10 protein-coding genes are annotated in these 15,083 nt (G+C 71.9%); 5 read left to right on the forward strand and 5 right to left on the reverse strand.

Annotated features, from left to right (window positions below):
* Positions 1 to 65: 65 nt before the first annotated feature.
* The 3 genes from gnd to QN157_04015 are packed head-to-tail and all read right to left on the reverse strand — an operon-like array spanning position 66 to position 3,576.
* Positions 66 to 968: a decarboxylating 6-phosphogluconate dehydrogenase gene (gnd, locus tag QN157_04005; GenBank protein MDR7554750.1), complete on the reverse strand. Its 903-nt coding sequence runs from the start codon at positions 966 to 968 to the stop codon at positions 66 to 68.
* Between the two features lie 40 nt (positions 969 to 1,008).
* Complete coding sequence (locus tag QN157_04010; protein MDR7554751.1) at positions 1,009 to 2,646, reverse strand: hypothetical protein; 1,638 nt, start codon at positions 2,644 to 2,646, stop codon at positions 1,009 to 1,011.
* A 9-nt stretch (positions 2,647 to 2,655) separates the two neighbouring features.
* Positions 2,656 to 3,576 carry a cation diffusion facilitator family transporter gene (locus QN157_04015; protein MDR7554752.1) on the reverse strand — a complete coding sequence of 307 codons (921 nt, stop codon included), beginning with the start codon at positions 3,574 to 3,576 and terminating at the stop codon, positions 2,656 to 2,658.
* Between the two features lie 385 nt (positions 3,577 to 3,961).
* Between QN157_04015 and QN157_04020 the strand changes: the two genes are divergently transcribed.
* The 3 genes from QN157_04020 (at position 3,962) to QN157_04030 (ending at position 9,532) form a co-directional block, all read left to right on the forward strand.
* A complete protein-coding gene (locus QN157_04020; protein MDR7554753.1) occupies positions 3,962 to 6,385 on the forward strand; it encodes a 3-hydroxyacyl-CoA dehydrogenase/enoyl-CoA hydratase family protein in 2,424 nt (807 codons plus the stop codon).
* Positions 6,386 to 6,407: 22 nt separating this feature from the next.
* Positions 6,408 to 7,583: an acetyl-CoA C-acyltransferase gene (locus QN157_04025; GenBank protein ID MDR7554754.1), complete on the forward strand. Its 1,176-nt coding sequence runs from the start codon at positions 6,408 to 6,410 to the stop codon at positions 7,581 to 7,583.
* Positions 7,584 to 7,750: 167 nt separating this feature from the next.
* The gene (locus QN157_04030; GenBank protein ID MDR7554755.1) at positions 7,751 to 9,532 is read left to right on the forward strand and encodes an acyl-CoA dehydrogenase family protein; all 1,782 of its coding nucleotides are present in this window, start codon (positions 7,751 to 7,753) and stop codon (positions 9,530 to 9,532) included.
* A gap of 40 nt (positions 9,533 to 9,572) precedes the next feature.
* On the opposite strand, the gene QN157_04035 is transcribed toward QN157_04030, so the two are convergent.
* Both QN157_04035 and QN157_04040 read right to left on the reverse strand, forming a co-directional pair.
* Positions 9,573 to 10,439, reverse strand: a complete 867-nt coding sequence (locus tag QN157_04035; protein ID MDR7554756.1) for a thiamine pyrophosphate-dependent enzyme — start codon at positions 10,437 to 10,439, stop codon at positions 9,573 to 9,575.
* Between the two features lie 2 nt (positions 10,440 to 10,441).
* Positions 10,442 to 12,325 (reverse strand): 2-oxoacid:acceptor oxidoreductase subunit alpha, encoded by a 1,884-nt coding sequence (locus QN157_04040; protein MDR7554757.1) that lies wholly within the window; start codon positions 12,323 to 12,325, stop codon positions 10,442 to 10,444.
* A 217-nt stretch (positions 12,326 to 12,542) separates the two neighbouring features.
* Here QN157_04040 and QN157_04045 point away from each other — a divergent pair, with 217 nt between their 5' ends.
* Together QN157_04045 and QN157_04050 are read left to right on the forward strand one after the other, a co-directional pair.
* Positions 12,543 to 13,832 carry a transposase family protein gene (locus tag QN157_04045; protein MDR7554758.1) on the forward strand — a complete coding sequence of 430 codons (1,290 nt, stop codon included), beginning with the start codon at positions 12,543 to 12,545 and terminating at the stop codon, positions 13,830 to 13,832.
* 247 nt (positions 13,833 to 14,079) lie between these two features.
* Positions 14,080 to 15,081, forward strand: a complete 1,002-nt coding sequence (locus QN157_04050; GenBank protein ID MDR7554759.1) for a branched-chain amino acid ABC transporter permease — start codon at positions 14,080 to 14,082, stop codon at positions 15,079 to 15,081.
* The last annotated feature ends 2 nt before the right edge of the window (positions 15,082 to 15,083 follow it).

The following is a 15,083-nucleotide window of genomic DNA, read 5'->3' on the forward strand; positions in this document are numbered from 1 at the left end:
CTCCCCACTATCACCGTCGCGGGGGCGTGGACTGCTGACTGTGAGGCAGCAAACAGCCGCGGGCCTCACCCTGGCCGGACGGGATGTCCTCCGAACTGCTGACGGAGGGCTGCCAGAAGCCGGTCACCGAAGGGCGCGGGATCGCGCGACCGGAAGCGCCGCTGGAGCGCCAGCGTGATCACGGGGATGTCGCACGCGAGCTCCACGGCCTCGATGACCGTCCAGCGTCCTGCGCCGCTGTCCTCCACGTAGGGAGCGATCCCCGCCAGCGTGGGGTTGGCGGCCAGGGCGCGGGCGGCGAGGTCCAGCAACCACGAGCGCACCACGCTGCCGTGTCGCCACAGCTCCGCGACCTGCGCCAGGTCCAGGGCGAACTCCGTTTTTCGCGCCATCAACGCGAAGCCCTCGGCGTACGCCTGCATGAGCCCGTACTCGATGCCGTTGTGGACCATCTTGACGAAGTGGCCCGCGCCCGGAGGGCCCACGCGCGCCCAGCCGCGATCAGGCTGTGGGGCCAGCGTCTGGAACACCGGTGCCAGCCGCGCGACGACGTCTGCGGCACCCCCGATCATCAGGCAGTAGCCGAGCTCGCGCCCGGCCAGCCCGCCGCTGGTTCCAACGTCGAGGAAGTGCACACCGCGCCGCGCGAGCGCCTCGGCCCGGCGCATCGAGTCACGGTAGAACGAGTTGCCACCGTCGACCAGCACGTCACCAGGCGCGAGGTGCGGGAGCAGCCCTTCGATCGTCTCGTCCACCGCTCGCACCGGCACCATCATCCAGACGACACGCGGAGGAGTCAGCCGAGCGGCCAGATCGCCCAGCGACGTGGCCCCAGCGCCTCCCTGGACCACCAGGCGCGTGACGGCCTCGTCGTCCGGCGCGTAGCCGACCACGCGGTGTCCGCCGCGGATCAAGCGCTCGGCCATGCCCCCGCCCATGCGGCCCAGCCCGACCATCCCGATCTCCATCCCGGTTCCTCCCGCCGTTGCGCGCGCGGATCGTCGCCCGTCATCCCAGCAGGTGCCGGAGCCTGGCCAGCAGCCGGGCGAGCCCTGCTGGGGCGTCCCGCCCGAGCCCGATGCGCAGCACGTGCCGGCCCCGCTGCACGAGCGCCTGGTAGTCGCCGTCGGCCTGCGCCCGGAGCAGCGCGTGGAACGTGAGGGCTCGGCCAGGCACGGGCGCATCGTCGACCGGTTCGTCCACGAGCTGCAGGAACCACCCGCTGTGCGGTCCGCCCTTGTGGAGCTGCCCGGTCGAGTGCAGGTAGCGCGGCCCGAACCCCACCGTGGTCGCCACGCGTCGCCGCTGCCCAAGCAGGGCACGAATCTCCTGCAGGCCGTGCATCACCTCGGGCCGTGGCGCCAGGAACGCCAGCACCGCCACGTATGCGCCCTCCTGCAGGCCCGCCAGCCAGGCGCGCAGCGCCTGGGACGTCGCTGCGTCATCCACCGCGACCTCCGGCACGGCACCGGGCGGCGCGTCCTGGGCCATGGCGCGCTCTGTCAGGTCCTTGGCCAGCTGGACGTCGGGTTGGTTGAACGGATGGACGCCGAGCACCGCGCCGGCGGCCGCGGTGGCCACCTCCCAGCGCAGGAACTCTTGCCCCAGCTGGGTGATGGCATCCAGGGTAATTTCCACCACCGGATGCCCCGCCGACGCCAGCGCCGCCAGGCGATCGTCCAGCACGTCCGTCGCACCGGCCATGCCCACGCCCACGAAAACCCGATCGGCCCCGTAGGCACCGTCCAGCCACGGTTCGTCCACCACCGGCACCACGCCCCGGCCGTCCTTGCCCGTGCTCTCGGCCAGCAGTTGCTCGACCCACACCGGAAAGGCGGCGATCGCCGGCGACGCCAGGAACGTCACCTTGTCGCGTCCTGCCAGGACCAGTTCGCCCAGCGCCGCACCCAGCGCCAGCGCCGGGTTGTCCGCGCACGGGACCTCCGGGCCGATCGCCGCGGCGAAGGCACGGGCACCGGCCAGCACAGCGCGGACGTCGACGCCGACGAGGGCTGCGGGCACCAGCCCGAACACCGACAGGGCCGCATACCGACCGCCGACGTCGGGCGGGGCGTACACGATGCGGCGGAAGCCGCGCGCCGACGCCAGCGCCGCCAGCGGCGTCTGCGGATCGGTGATGGCCAGGCACCGCCGACCCGGCGGGCCGCCGGCGGTGCGGCTCCACTCCCAGAAGTAGTGGAACAGCGCCAGAGTCTCGGTGGTGGTGCCGGACTTGCTCGACACGACGATGAGCGTGCGGGCGGGATCCAGTCGGGCCGCCACCGCCCGGACGGCGGTCGGGTGCGTCGAGTCCACCACGGTGAGCGCCAGCGCGCCCGGCCTGGGCGGCGTCGTGCGCGCGAACACCTCGGGGGCCAGGCTCGACCCACCCATGCCCAGCAGCAGGACGTCCGTCAGCCCCTCGTCGCGCACCTGGTGCGCGAGCGCGTCGAGCTCGTCGACCAGCGTGGGCGGCGCCCATGGCAGCCCGAGCCAGCCCAGGCGGTCGGCCAGCTCGGGCAGAGGGGCTGGGGCCCACAGCGTCGGATCCCGGGCCCACAGCCGGCGGCCGAACCCGATCGCGTCCCACTGCCGCAGGCGATGCGCGACCTGCCCCTCGTAGGGGCCCAGCCTCATGCGCTGCATGGGAGGGGACTACTCGGCACCCGTCCGCCATCCCTCCGCAGGCCGGGCAGGCGGGTCCGCGCGCCTCGTGGCTTCCAGCGCCGCGCAGCGCGCACACGACGCGTCGCAGGGCTCCACGTGGATGGTGACGTCCACGCCGGGCAGCGCGTCGCGGATGTGCTGCTCGAGGTCGTCGGTGAGCGCGTGGGCTTCCTGCACCGTCGACGACCGGTGCACGACCAGGTGCACGTCGATGAACCGGTCGGCGCCCGCCTGCCGCGTGCGCAGGGCGTGGTAGTCGAGCACGTCCGACCGATGCGCCTCGAAGATGCCGTGCACCGTCTGGATCTCGTGGGGCGGGAGCTGCACGTCCATCAGCCCGGCGACCGAGCGGCGTACGAGCCCCGCGCCCATCCAGGCGATGTGGCCGCCCACGACGAGCGCGGTCAGCGCGTCGAAGGGCGCCCACCCGGTGAGGGTGGCCAGCCCCAGGCCCACCGCCACGCCCACGGAGGTCAGGACGTCCGAGAGCAGGTGCCGGGCGGACGCCTCGAGCGCAATCGATCGGCTCACGTGGGCGATGCGCAGCAGGAACAGCGCCACGGCCAGGTTGGCCGCCGCGGCCAGGGCCAGCAGCCCGAAGCCGACGGGAAGCTGCTGCAGCGGCTGTGGCCGGAGCAGGCGCCCCACCGCGGCCACGACCACCCAGCCGCCCGCCACGGCGATCAGGGCGCCCTCGGTCGCGCTGCTCACGTACTCGGCCTTGGCATGCCCGTACGGGTGCGTCTGGTCGGGCGGCCGGCCGGCGACGACGATACTCACCAGGGCCACGTTGGCCGCGACGACGTTCACCACCGATTCCGCAGCGTCGGACAGGAGGGCGACCGAGCCCGTGATCAGGTAGGCGGCCACCTTGAAGACGAGGATCGCCACGCCGGTGATCACCGACACCAGCGCGGCACGGACTTTGACCGGAGGGACGCTCGCCAGCTGTCACCACTCGCTTCCGGCACGGGCAGGCTGACACGCTGCCCGCCAGGCGCCGGCGCGCGGCAGGGTGCGTCACCACCGGCTCCTCGCACGGGCAGGCCGGCACCTGTCCGATCCATTGTAGGCGCATCCACGGGAGGGCGCATCCGTGCACACGCGCAGCTCCAGCGTCCGCGCTCGGCACCTGCCGCGGCGCCCGACGCCGTCCCAGCGTCCGTGCCCGGTACCTGCCGCGGTGCCCAATGCCGCCCGTCGTCCGCCACCCCGGCCGTGGACCCCAGGAGTCACGGGCGCCGATCCCGAACCCTTCCTCAGGCCGGGTGTTCCCGGCGTGTGATCTGCGTCCATGGCCGTCTCCTCTCCCGCCACCGTCCGCCGCCGCGGCCGCCTCGCCCGTGCCGCCGTGCTGGGTGCCGGCGTGATGGGCGCCGCCATCGCGGCGCACCTGGCCAACGCCGGCGTGCCCACCCTGCTCCTGGACATCCCGCCGCAAGACCTCACCGACGACGAGCGGCGCCGCGGCCTGACGCTGACCTCGCCCGAGGTGCGCAACCGGCTGGCCCGCGCGGGGCTGGAGCGCGCGCTACGGGCGCAGCCCGCGGCGTTCTACAGCCCTGCCCGGGTCGGGCTGGTGACCGTCGGCAACCTCGAGGACGACCTGGCGCGGGTGCGCGAGGTCGACTGGATCATCGAGGCGGTGGTCGAGGACCTGGCGGTCAAGCAGGAGCTCCTGGCGCGGCTCGAAGCGCACTGGACGCCCGGGACGATCGTGAGCACCAACACCTCGGGGCTGCCGGTGGCACAGATCGCCGCGCACACCGGCGAGGCCTTCCGCGCGCACTTCCTGGGCACCCATTTCTTCAACCCGCCCCGCTACATGAAGCTGCTGGAGGTCGTCCCGACGCCCCACACCGCGCCCTGGGTGGTGGCCACCGTCGCGCGCTGGGGCGAGGAGATGCTGGGCAAGGGCGTGGTCTACGCCAAGGACACGCCCAACTTCATCGCCAACCGCATCGGCACGTACGGGTTCCTCAAGGCCGTCCACCTGATGGTGGAGCTGGACCTCGACGTGGACGAGGTCGACGAGCTCACGGGCCCGCTGGTGGGACGGCCGCGCAGCGCCACGTTCCGCACCACCGACCTGGTCGGGCTCGACGTGGCGCTGCACGTGGCGGCCAACTCGGCCCGCCTGCTGGCCCACGAGGAGGACCGGGAGGTCTACCGGCCGCCGGCCTTCATGGAGGAGATGGCCCGACGCGGCTGGCTGGGCGAGAAGGCCGGCGCAGGGTTCTACCGGCGGCAGGACGGGGAGATCCACGTCCTCGACTACCGCACGCTGACCTACCGGCCGCGTCGGCGTCTGGCGACGCCTGCGCTGGAGGCGGCGCGTGCCATCGAGGATCCCGCGCGGCGGCTGGCCGCCCTGCTGGCGATGCAGGACCGCTACGGCGAGTTCCTGCGGCGGCTGGTGCGGGCGGTGGTGGTGTACGCCGCGCACCGCATCCCCGAAATCAGCGACGACGTCACCAACGTCGACCGCGCCATGCGCTGGGGCTTCGGCTGGGACCAGGGGCCGTTCGAGCTGCACGACACGCTGGTGGCGGTCGGGGCAGCGCAGACGCTGTTGCCCGCCGAAGGCGCCCTGCCGCCGCTGCTGCGTGCGGTGCGCGCGCGCGGCGTGGGGACGTTCTACCAGGACGTGGGCGCTACCCGGCACGTCTTCGACCCCGCCACCGGCACGTACCGTCCCGAACCGGGCACCCAGGACCGTCTGCTGCTGGTCCGCCTCAAACGCGCCGGCGGCGTGGTGGCCACCAACCCCGGCGCGAGCCTGGTCGACCTGGGCGACGGCGTGGCCTGCCTGGAGTTCCACGCCAAGGTCAACGCCATCGGCGAGGATACCCTGCGCATGGCGCGCATGGCGCTGGAGCGGGTCGCCGCCGACTTCGACGCCCTGGTCATCGGCAACCAGGGACAGGACTTCAGCGCCGGCGCCAACCTCATGCTGGTGCTCCTCGAAGCCCAGGAGGGCAACTGGGAGGAATTGGACCTGGCGCTGCGCGCGTTCCAGCAGGTGACGACCGCGATCCGGCGCGCGCCGTTCCCGGTGGTGGCGGCGCCCTTCGGGCGGACGCTGGCGGGCGCCGTGGAGCTGTGCATGGCGTGCGCGCACGTGCAGGCCGCGGCCGAGACGTACATGGGCCTCGTGGAGACCGGCGTCGGGCTGATCCCGGCCGGCAGCGGCACCATGGAGATGGCGCGGCGCGCCGCCGCGCGGATCCCCGACGGGGTCGACGCCGACCTGCTGCCCTTCGTGCGGTGGGTGTTCGAGACCATGGCCACCGCGCGCGTGTCCACCTCGGCGGAGGAGGCCCGTGCGCTGGGCTACCTGCGGCCCTCGGACGGTATCACGATGCATGGCGACCGGCTGCTGGCCGACGCCAAGGCTGCGGCGCTGGCGCTGGCGCGCGCCCACTGGCGGCCCGCGCCGCCCGCACCCATCCGGGTCGTGGGGCAGCGCGGGTACGCGGCGATCGAGTCCTGGCTCCACATCATGCGCACCGGCGGGCACATCACCGACCACGACGTGGTCGTGTCCCGGAAACTGGCGTACGTCCTCTGCGGGGGCCCGGTGCCCGACGGCACCCGTGTCGCCGAAGAGTACCTGCTGGACCTGGAGCGCGAGGCGTTCCTGAGCCTGCTCGGGACCCGGGCGACCCAGGACCGCATCCGCCACATGCTGCAGACCGGCAAGCCGCTGCGCAACTGAGCCGGCGGGGAGGGAGCGCGTCATGCGAGAAGCCCTGATCGTCTCCGCGGTGCGCACGGCGGTGGGCAAGGCGCCCCGGGGCGCGCTCAAGGACACGCGTCCCGACGAGCTGGGCGCGCTCGCCGTCCGCGAGGCCATCCGCCGTGTCCCGGGGCTGTCGCCGGACGAGGTCGAGGACTGCATCATGGGTTGCGCCCTGCCCGAAGCCGAGCAGGGACTCAACATGGCCCGCATCATCGCCTTGCGCGCCGGTCTGCCCGTGACCACGGCGGGGATCACCATCAACCGGTTCTGCTCCTCGGGCCTCCAGGCCATCGCCTTCGCAGCCCAGCAGATCGCCACCGGGCAGCACGAGGTGGTGGTGGCCGGCGGCGCCGAGAGCATGAGCCTGGTGCCCATGAGCGGCAACAAGTACGCGCCCAACCCCACGCTGGCGACGGAGTGGCCGGACGTCTACCTGAGCATGGGCCTCACGGCCGAGATCGTCGCCCGGCGATACGGCGTCTCCCGGGAGGACCAGGACCGGTTTGCGCTGCGCAGCCACCGGAACGCGATGGCCGCGCAGCAGGCGGGGAAGTTCGACGACGAGCTTGTCCCGGTGGAGACCGTGCGCTGGCAGGTCGACGACGGGCGGCCGCGCGCAGAACCGATCACGCTGCGGCAGGACGAGGGGGTCCGTCCGGACACCAGCCTGGAGGCCCTGGCGAACCTCAAACCGGTCTTCGCCCGCGACGGCACCGTCACCGCGGGCAACGCCTCACAGACGAGCGACGGCGCCGCCGCCGCGGTGGTCATGTCGGCCGAGCGCGCCCGCCGGCTCGGGGTCGAGCCACTGGCCGTTTTTCGCGCCTTCGCCGTGGCGGGCGTCGCGCCCGAGGAGATGGGCATCGGCCCGGTGCAGGCCATCCCCAAGGCGTTGCGCCTCGCCGGGCTGCGCCTGGACGACGTCGGGCTCATCGAGCTCAACGAAGCGTTCGCGGCGCAGGCCCTGGCGGTGATTCGGCTCGCCGGGCTGGACCCCGACCGGGTCAACGTGAACGGCGGGGCCATCGCCCTGGGCCACCCGCTGGGGGCGACCGGCGCCAAGCTCACCGCCACGCTGCTGGCCGAGATGCGCCGCCGGCAGGTGCGCTACGGCATGGTGACGATGTGCGTGGGCGGCGGGCAGGGCGCCGCCGGGATCTTCGAACTCGCGTAGGCCCGCGGCCACGACGCACGGCCAGGTGCAGCGCGCCGGGGCACGGGCTGCGCGCCGCGGGACGGTGCTGCGCTGCGCGCGCCACACCCTGCGGGGCACGACGCGTGTGCACCGACCGAGACCTGGGAAACGGCAGGACACCGGGGGGAGACGGGAGGCAGGAGGGAATGGACACCGGCACCATGCACGCCGCGCAGGTCGGGGCCCCCGGCGGCGGGTTCCTGCTGGGCCCGACGGCTCCCGAGGCGAGCTTCACCCCCGAGGACCTGACCGACGAACAGCGCCTCGTGCGGCGCACCGTCCAGCAGTTCATCGAGGACGAAGTGCTGCCGCAGACCGCCGCCATGGAGCAGCACGACTGGGCGCTGGTGCGGCGGCTCATCCGTCGCGCCGGCGAGCTCGGGTTCCTGGGCGCGGACATCCCCGAAGCCTACGGGGGCAGCGGCCTGGACAAGATCACGGGCCTGGTGATCAAGGACGCCCTGGGGATTGGCGCCTCGTTCTCGGTCTCGGTGGGCGCGCACATCGGCATCGGCACGCTGCCCATCGCGTTCTTCGGCACCGACGCCCAGAAGCGCCGCTACCTGCCCGGGCTCGTGGCGGGCGAGGTGATCGGCGCCTACGCCCTCACGGAACCCACGGCGGGCTCCGACGCCATGGCCATCCGCACCCGGGCGACCCGGACCGCCGACGGCGGGTTCGTCCTGGACGGGACCAAGCAGTTCATCAGCAACGCGTCGTTCGCCGACGTCTTCACCGTCTTCGCCAAGGTGGACGGCGAGCACCACACGGCGTTCATCGTGGAACGGCGCACGCCCGGGCTGACGGTGGGCCCCGAAGAGCACAAGATGGGCATCCGGGGCTCTTCGACCGCGAGCGTGATCCTCGAAGGCGTGCGCGTGCCGGCCGGGGCGGTGCTGGGCGAGATCGGTCAGGGGCACAAGATCGCCTTCAACATCCTCAACGTGGGCCGGTTCACGCTGGCCGCCGGCGTCACCGGCGCCGCACGCTACGCCCTGCGCCAGGCGACCGGCTACGCCCGGGAACGCCGCCAGTTCAACCGGGCGCTGGTGGAGTTCGGGCTGATCCGGCAGAAGCTGGCCCGACTGGCCACCGCCATCTACGCGGCCGAGAGCATGGTCTACCGCACGGGCGGACTCGTCGCCGGCGCGCTGGGAGCGCAGCACCAGGATCCCGCGCAGGTCATGGCCGCCCTGGAGGAGTACGCCGTCGAGTGCTCCATCGCCAAGGTCTTCGCCTCCGAGATGCTGGATCTCGTCGTGGACGAGATGGTGCAGATCTACGGCGGCTACGGCTTCATCGAGGACTACCCGGCCGCACGGGCCTACCGCGACGCCCGTATCAACCGCATCTTCGAAGGCACCAACGAGATCAACCGGCTGCTGATCCCGGGGATGCTCTTCCGGCGGGCGCTGAAGGGCCGGCTGGACGTGCTGGGGGCCGCGCGGCGGGTCGCCGACGAGGTGCTCGCGCCCGCCCTGCCCGATGGCGGGGAGCGCGGGCCGCTGGACGAAGCGCAGCGCCTGGCCGACGGCGCGCGCAAAGCGACGCTGTTCGCCGCGGGTGCGGCCGCCCAGAAGCACCTCGCGGCGCTGGAGCACGAGCAGGAGCTGCTGGGCTGGATCGCCGACCTGGTCATCGAGACCTTCGCCGTCGAGAGCGCGGTGCTGCGGGCGGTCAAGGCCGCCAGCCGGGGCGACCCCGCCGCCGACCTGCACACGGCCATGGTGCGCCTCTACCTCGACGACGCGCTGCCCCGGATGGAGGCGACGGCCCGTCGCCTCCTGGCGGCCACCGCCCAGGGCGATACGCTGCGCACGATGCTGGCCGGGCTGCGGCGGTTCCTCAAGGTCCCGGCGCTCGACGTCGTGGGGACCGCACGGACGGTGGCCGACGCGGTCGTCGACGCCGGCGGCTATCCGCTCTGAGCCCGCCGGCGCCCCGGGTGCTGGGCCGGAGCGTACCGTCCTACCGGAACAGCCGCAGCATGGGCTCGGGATCCACGTCTGCCAGCTCCTCGTCCCACAGCGGCAGGCGCTGGTGCGCCGTCCGCTGCCGGGGATGCCGGTAGACGACCCCCAGGGGGAGCTTGCCCTTCCGATCGAACTCGTCGAGCAGGCGCCAGGCCGCCTGCATGTCGGCAGGATCGTGGTCCTTGGGCAGGTGCTCCACGTGCTCCTTGTACCAGTCGTAGGTGTTGAACTTGTTGTAGGTCACGCAGGGCGAGAAGTCGTTGATGACCGCAAAGCCAGGATGTCGCAGCGCCTCCACTAGCACGTCGGCCGAGTGCTTGGGGTCCCCGGAAAACGTCTGCGCCACGAACGACGCCCCGCAGACCAGCGCCAGCCGCAACGGGTCCACGAACGGCGGATCTTCTTCGGTCGACACTCCCTGCGGCATACCCAGCCCGTGGGTCGGCGACTTCTGCCCCTTCGTCAGCCCGTAGACGCCGTTGTTCATGATCAACAGCGTCACCGCCGGATCGCGGCGGCAGACGTGCACGAAGTTCTCGATGCCGATGGCCAGGGTGTCGCCGTCGCCCGCCAGCGCGATGACCGTGAGCGCGGGGTTGGCCATCTTGGCGCCCAGGGCGTAGGCCAGCGCCCCCCCGTGGGTCCCGTGGAACGCATTACCGTTCAGGTAGTTCCGGATCTGCCCGGAGCAGCCGATGCCGCCCACCAGCAGCACGTCGTGGGGCATGAGCTCCAACCGGGCCAGGGCGGCCTTGAGGGCGTTCAGCACGCCGAAGTCACCGCACCCCGGGCACCACTGGATCCGGTGCTTGGGGGTGGCGTTCTGCTCCCACAGCTTCTGGTTCACTGCCGCCGTGCTCACCGCTAGTCCCCCTCGGGTACCGTTTCCAGCACCACGGCTGGCGCGCGGTCGCCGACCCGCACCACCCGCGTGCCGTTGGTCAGCAGCTGCCGGACCCCGCCGGTGATGTCGGACGTGTAGAAGGGCCGGCCGTTGTACTTCAGGATGCGACGGGTGGGCAGCAGGCACTCCTGCTGGATCAGGTCCGCGAGCTGGCCCGCGTAGTTCTGCTCCACCACGATGATGTCCTTCCCGCGCTGCAGCAGCGGCCGGACCAGGTGCGTGGGGAACGGCCACAGGTGCGTGAAGTGCACCACGCACGTCTCCAGGCCCTCGGCCCGCAGGCGCGCCTGCGCGTCCAGCAGGGGCAGACGCGTGGAACCCCACCCCACCAGCAGCACGGCGCCATCGGGCGTGCCGAACACCAGGGGCGGTTTGGCGTCTTCCTTCAAGTAGGTCTGCATCTTGCGCATGCGCTTCTCGACCATCGCCTTGCGCTTGGGCGGGTCGGTGGTGATCATCCCCTGCTCGTCGTGCTCCGAGCCGCTGCTCTTGAAGATGCCCCCGGGCACCCCCGGCACGTTGCGGGGCGAGATGCCCGACTCGGTGATCTGGTAGCGCCGGTACCCGTCCTGGCGCAGGTCGGCCTCGCGGAGCAGCCCGTGGCGGACGACGGGCCGGCGGTTCTTGAGGAAGAACTCCTCGGGCACGTCCCGTCGGCCGTCGGCCAGCGTCAGGTCCGACAGCAGGAACACCGGGCACTGGTACTTGTCGGCCAGGTCGAACGCTTCGAACGCCAGGGTGTAGCACTCTTCGATCGTGCCGGCCGCCAGCACGATCCGCGGGATCTCCCCGTGGCCCGCGAAGACCGCCATGGCCAGATCGCCCTGCTCGGGCTTGGTCGGCATGCCCGTCGAGGGGCCCGCACGCTGGGTGTCGATGATCACGACGGGGGTCTCGGTGACGCCGGCGACGCCGAACTCCTCCACCTTGAGCGAGATGCCCGGGCCCGAGGACCCCACCGCGCTGCGCACGCCGGCCAGCGCCGCGCCGATCGCGGCGCGGATCGACTCCCGCTCGTTCTGCCCTTGCAGCGCGCGCCCACCGTAGCGCGGCAGGTGGGCCTCCATGAACTCCAGGATGGCGGACGCCGGGGTGATCGGGTATCCGGCGTAGAAGCGACACCCGGCCAGGATCGCCCCCATGCTGAGGGCGTCGTTCCCGTTGAGGAGCACCGCCCGGCCCGTCGTGGGCTGGGGCACCAGCCGGTAGCCCACGTCGTGCCAGCCGTTGGTCCGCAGGACCTCCTCGATGACGGCGCGCCCGCGGCGGGCGGCTTCGAGGTTCAGCTCAACGATGTCCTTCCCCTTGCGCCCGAAGCGTTCCTCCAGGTACTGGCGGAACAGCGCCAGGTCCATGTCGAACTCCAGCAGGCGCAGCAGGGCGCCGGTCACCACCGTGTTCTTCACGACCTCGCGCTTGAGCTCCCGCAGGGCGATCTGCCGCGCGGGGAGGGGGAACACCTTCACACCACGGCGCTCCAGGTCGCCGGTGTCCACCGTACCCGTGGTGCTGTCGTAGAGCAGCACCCCGCCGTCGACCAGGTTCTTGCCGTGGCGCAGGATCGTGTCGCGATTGGGCTGGATCGGGGCGTCGGGGTTGGTGTCGAACTCGAGGGCCACCAGGATGTCGGAGCGGTCGTCCCCGTAGGACAGCGGTGGCGTCGCCGACACCACCATGGGATCGTACTGGTGCGCGCCGTAGATCGTCGACGCGTAGCCCTTCTCCATCGCCAGCACGTGCAGCCCTGCGCGCACGAACATCTTGCCCAGGATATCGGTAACCGTCGTGACCCCGTCGCGCAGCTGCACGCCTCCGACGAGCAGCTTCAGGTTGTTGACCACCACTGCGGCTCGCTCCTTTGCTGCGAGTTCGACCGCCTCACAGACACAACAACCCCTGGCGGGGTGCGTCGCGGGACCCCGCGCAGGGCAGGTCCAGTATAACACAGGGGCCCCGGGCGAACCACACCGCGAATCGCGCCATCTAAAGTGTTACCGAGGGGGCTATCGTCGCGCCACAGAAACTGTTACCGAAAATCGTCCTTTTCCCCGGAGCGAGCCTATGAGCCCCACATCCAAGCGCGAGTACCTCCAAGCCGTTCGCCGGCGCTATACCCAGGCCTCCAAGGGGGCCAAGGGGCAGATCCTGGATGAGGTCTGCGCCACCCTGGGCTATCATCGCAAGGCGGCCATCCGGGCCCTGGCCGGGTCGGGGCCCCGCCCAGGCCGTCGCCGTCGCCCCGCCCGGACCTATGGGGACCAGGCGCTGGGCGTGCTGAAGGCCATCTGGGAGGCGGCCGGGTTCCCCTGGTCCGTGCGCCTGAAGGCGCTCCTGCCGCTGTGGCTGCCCTGGGCCAAGCAGCGCTGGGCCCTCCCCCCGGCAGTCGAGCAGCAACTGCGCGCCATCAGCCCCCGCACCATCGACCGCCGCCTCCAGCCCTACAAACAGCGGCTCCGCCGGCGCCAGTACGGCCGCACCAAGCCCGGGACGCTGCTCAAGCACCACATCCCCATCAAGGCCGACCGCTGGGACACCACCGTCCCGGGGTTTGGCGAGGTCGATCTGGTCGACCACGGCGGTGGCGCCACCGACGGCGAGTATGTCCACTCCCTGAACTTCACCGACATCGCCACGACCTGGGTGGAGACCCACGCCGTGTTCGGCAAGAGCCAGCGGGCGGTGGGCCAGGCCCTGGACGAGATCGCCGCCGCGCTGCCCTTCCCCCTGCAGGGCATCGATTCCGATAACGGCACGGAGTTCATCAACGCCCACCTGCTGCGCTACTGTCGCGCCCACGGCCTCCAGTTCACTCGCAGCCGGCCCTACAAGAAAGACGACAACGCCCACGTCGAGCAGAAGAACTGGACCCATGTCCGTAAGCTGCTGGGTTGGGACCGCTACGCCTCCCCGGACGCGCTCGCCGCCATCAACGAGCTGTACCGCCACGAGTGGCGCCTCATGATGAACCTCTTCCAGCCCTCCGTGAAACTGGTCCGGAAAGTCCGCGTCGGCTCCCGGCTGCAGCGCCTCTACGACCCCCCGCAGACCCCGCTGGATCGCCTGCTCGCTTCCGGGCAGGGCGACCCGGCCAGGGTCCAGGCCCTCCAGACGCTGCGGGCGCGCCTCGACCCCTTCGCCCTGGCCGAGGCGATTGAGCGCAAACTCGCCCAGATCCATCGCCTGGCCACCCTGCCGCCGCGGTCGCAGCTCCCCGCCAGCGCACGGGCGGCATTCCGCGAGGTCACCCACCGCCTGCGCATCCCCACCGTCGTGGGTGAGGCTCCCCCTGGCCTGAACCCGCGCTACCCTTCGGTAACACCTTCGATGGCGCGACGACAGAGGATTCGGTAACACCTATTGATGGCTTGACAGGCACCGGTGCGTGGCGTCCTCTGCTGCGCGGCGTCATCGTCATCTGGAACCGTTCTTGGACCATCTACGGGAACGTCTACGGAAGTGTCGACGCACCGGCTGGACACGGCCGCCGCCCGGCCGTCCGATCGGAACGTCCACGGAAGTGTCGCCGCCGCCCGCCACGGGCACCGTCGTCTCAGATGCGGCAGGGCGCGCCCCCGCGCGGCGCGAACCTCCTCGGCCGGTGGCCACAGACCTCCTCGAACGCTACGAAGACGACCTGGCCCTGGTCAAAGGCGCTGCCGGCTGGACCGCGGTGCTGGCGTTGCTTGGCGCGCTGGCCGTGGCACCGCTGCTGCTCCCGCGCCTGGGCCTTGGCTACCTCCTGTTCATCGCGGTGCTCGCGGCCGCCCACGTCGTCGTGGCCGTGGGGCTGAACCTGCTGGTGGGCGTCGCCGGCCTCATCTCCCTAGGCCACGCGGGGTTCGTGGCCATCGGCGCCTACGCCTCAGGGCTGCTGATGGCCAGGGTCGGCGTGCCGTGGTACCTGGCGTGGGCCGGCGCTGCGGTGGCCAGCGCCCTCTTCGGCTTCCTCGTGGGGCTACCGGCCCTGCGGCTGGCCGGCCCCTACCTCACCATCGCCACCCTGGGGTTTGGCATCGCCGTCTACCAGGTCCTCACCAACTGGACCGCGCTGTCGGGCGGACGCATGGGGCTGCCCGTGCCCGCGCTGCCCGTCTACGTCTCCGGGCTGAGCGCCATGCAGCACCTCTACTACCTGGCCGTGGGCACGGCCGCCCTACTGGTGTGGATGGCGTACAACCTGACGCGGTCCCACGTGGGCCGGGCGTTCGTGGCCCTGCGCGACAGCGACATCGCCGCCGAGGTGCTCGGGATCAACCTCACCCGGTACAAGACCCTGGCGTTCGGACTCTCGGCCGCATACGCGGGCGTCGCCGGCGCGATCCTTGCCCAGGCCCTGCGGCACCTGGAACCCCAGGCGTTCACCTTCCTGGAGTCGATCACCTACCTGGCCATGATCGTGGTCGGCGGGCTTGGCACCGTCTCAGGTGCGGTCATCGGCGGGGTGCTGCTCACGCTCCTGCCGCACTACCTGTCGGACCTCAAGCAGTGGCTGCCCGTGGTCTACGGCGGAGTGATCATGCTCATGATGGGCCTGGAGCCCCTGGGGCTGTACGGCCGCTGGGTGCGCATCCGCCTGTACCTGCGGCTATGGCCCCTGTAGGC

The organism is Armatimonadota bacterium (assembly GCA_031459855.1).
GTDB lineage: Bacteria > Sysuimicrobiota > Sysuimicrobiia > Sysuimicrobiales > Humicultoraceae > Fervidifonticultor > Fervidifonticultor primus.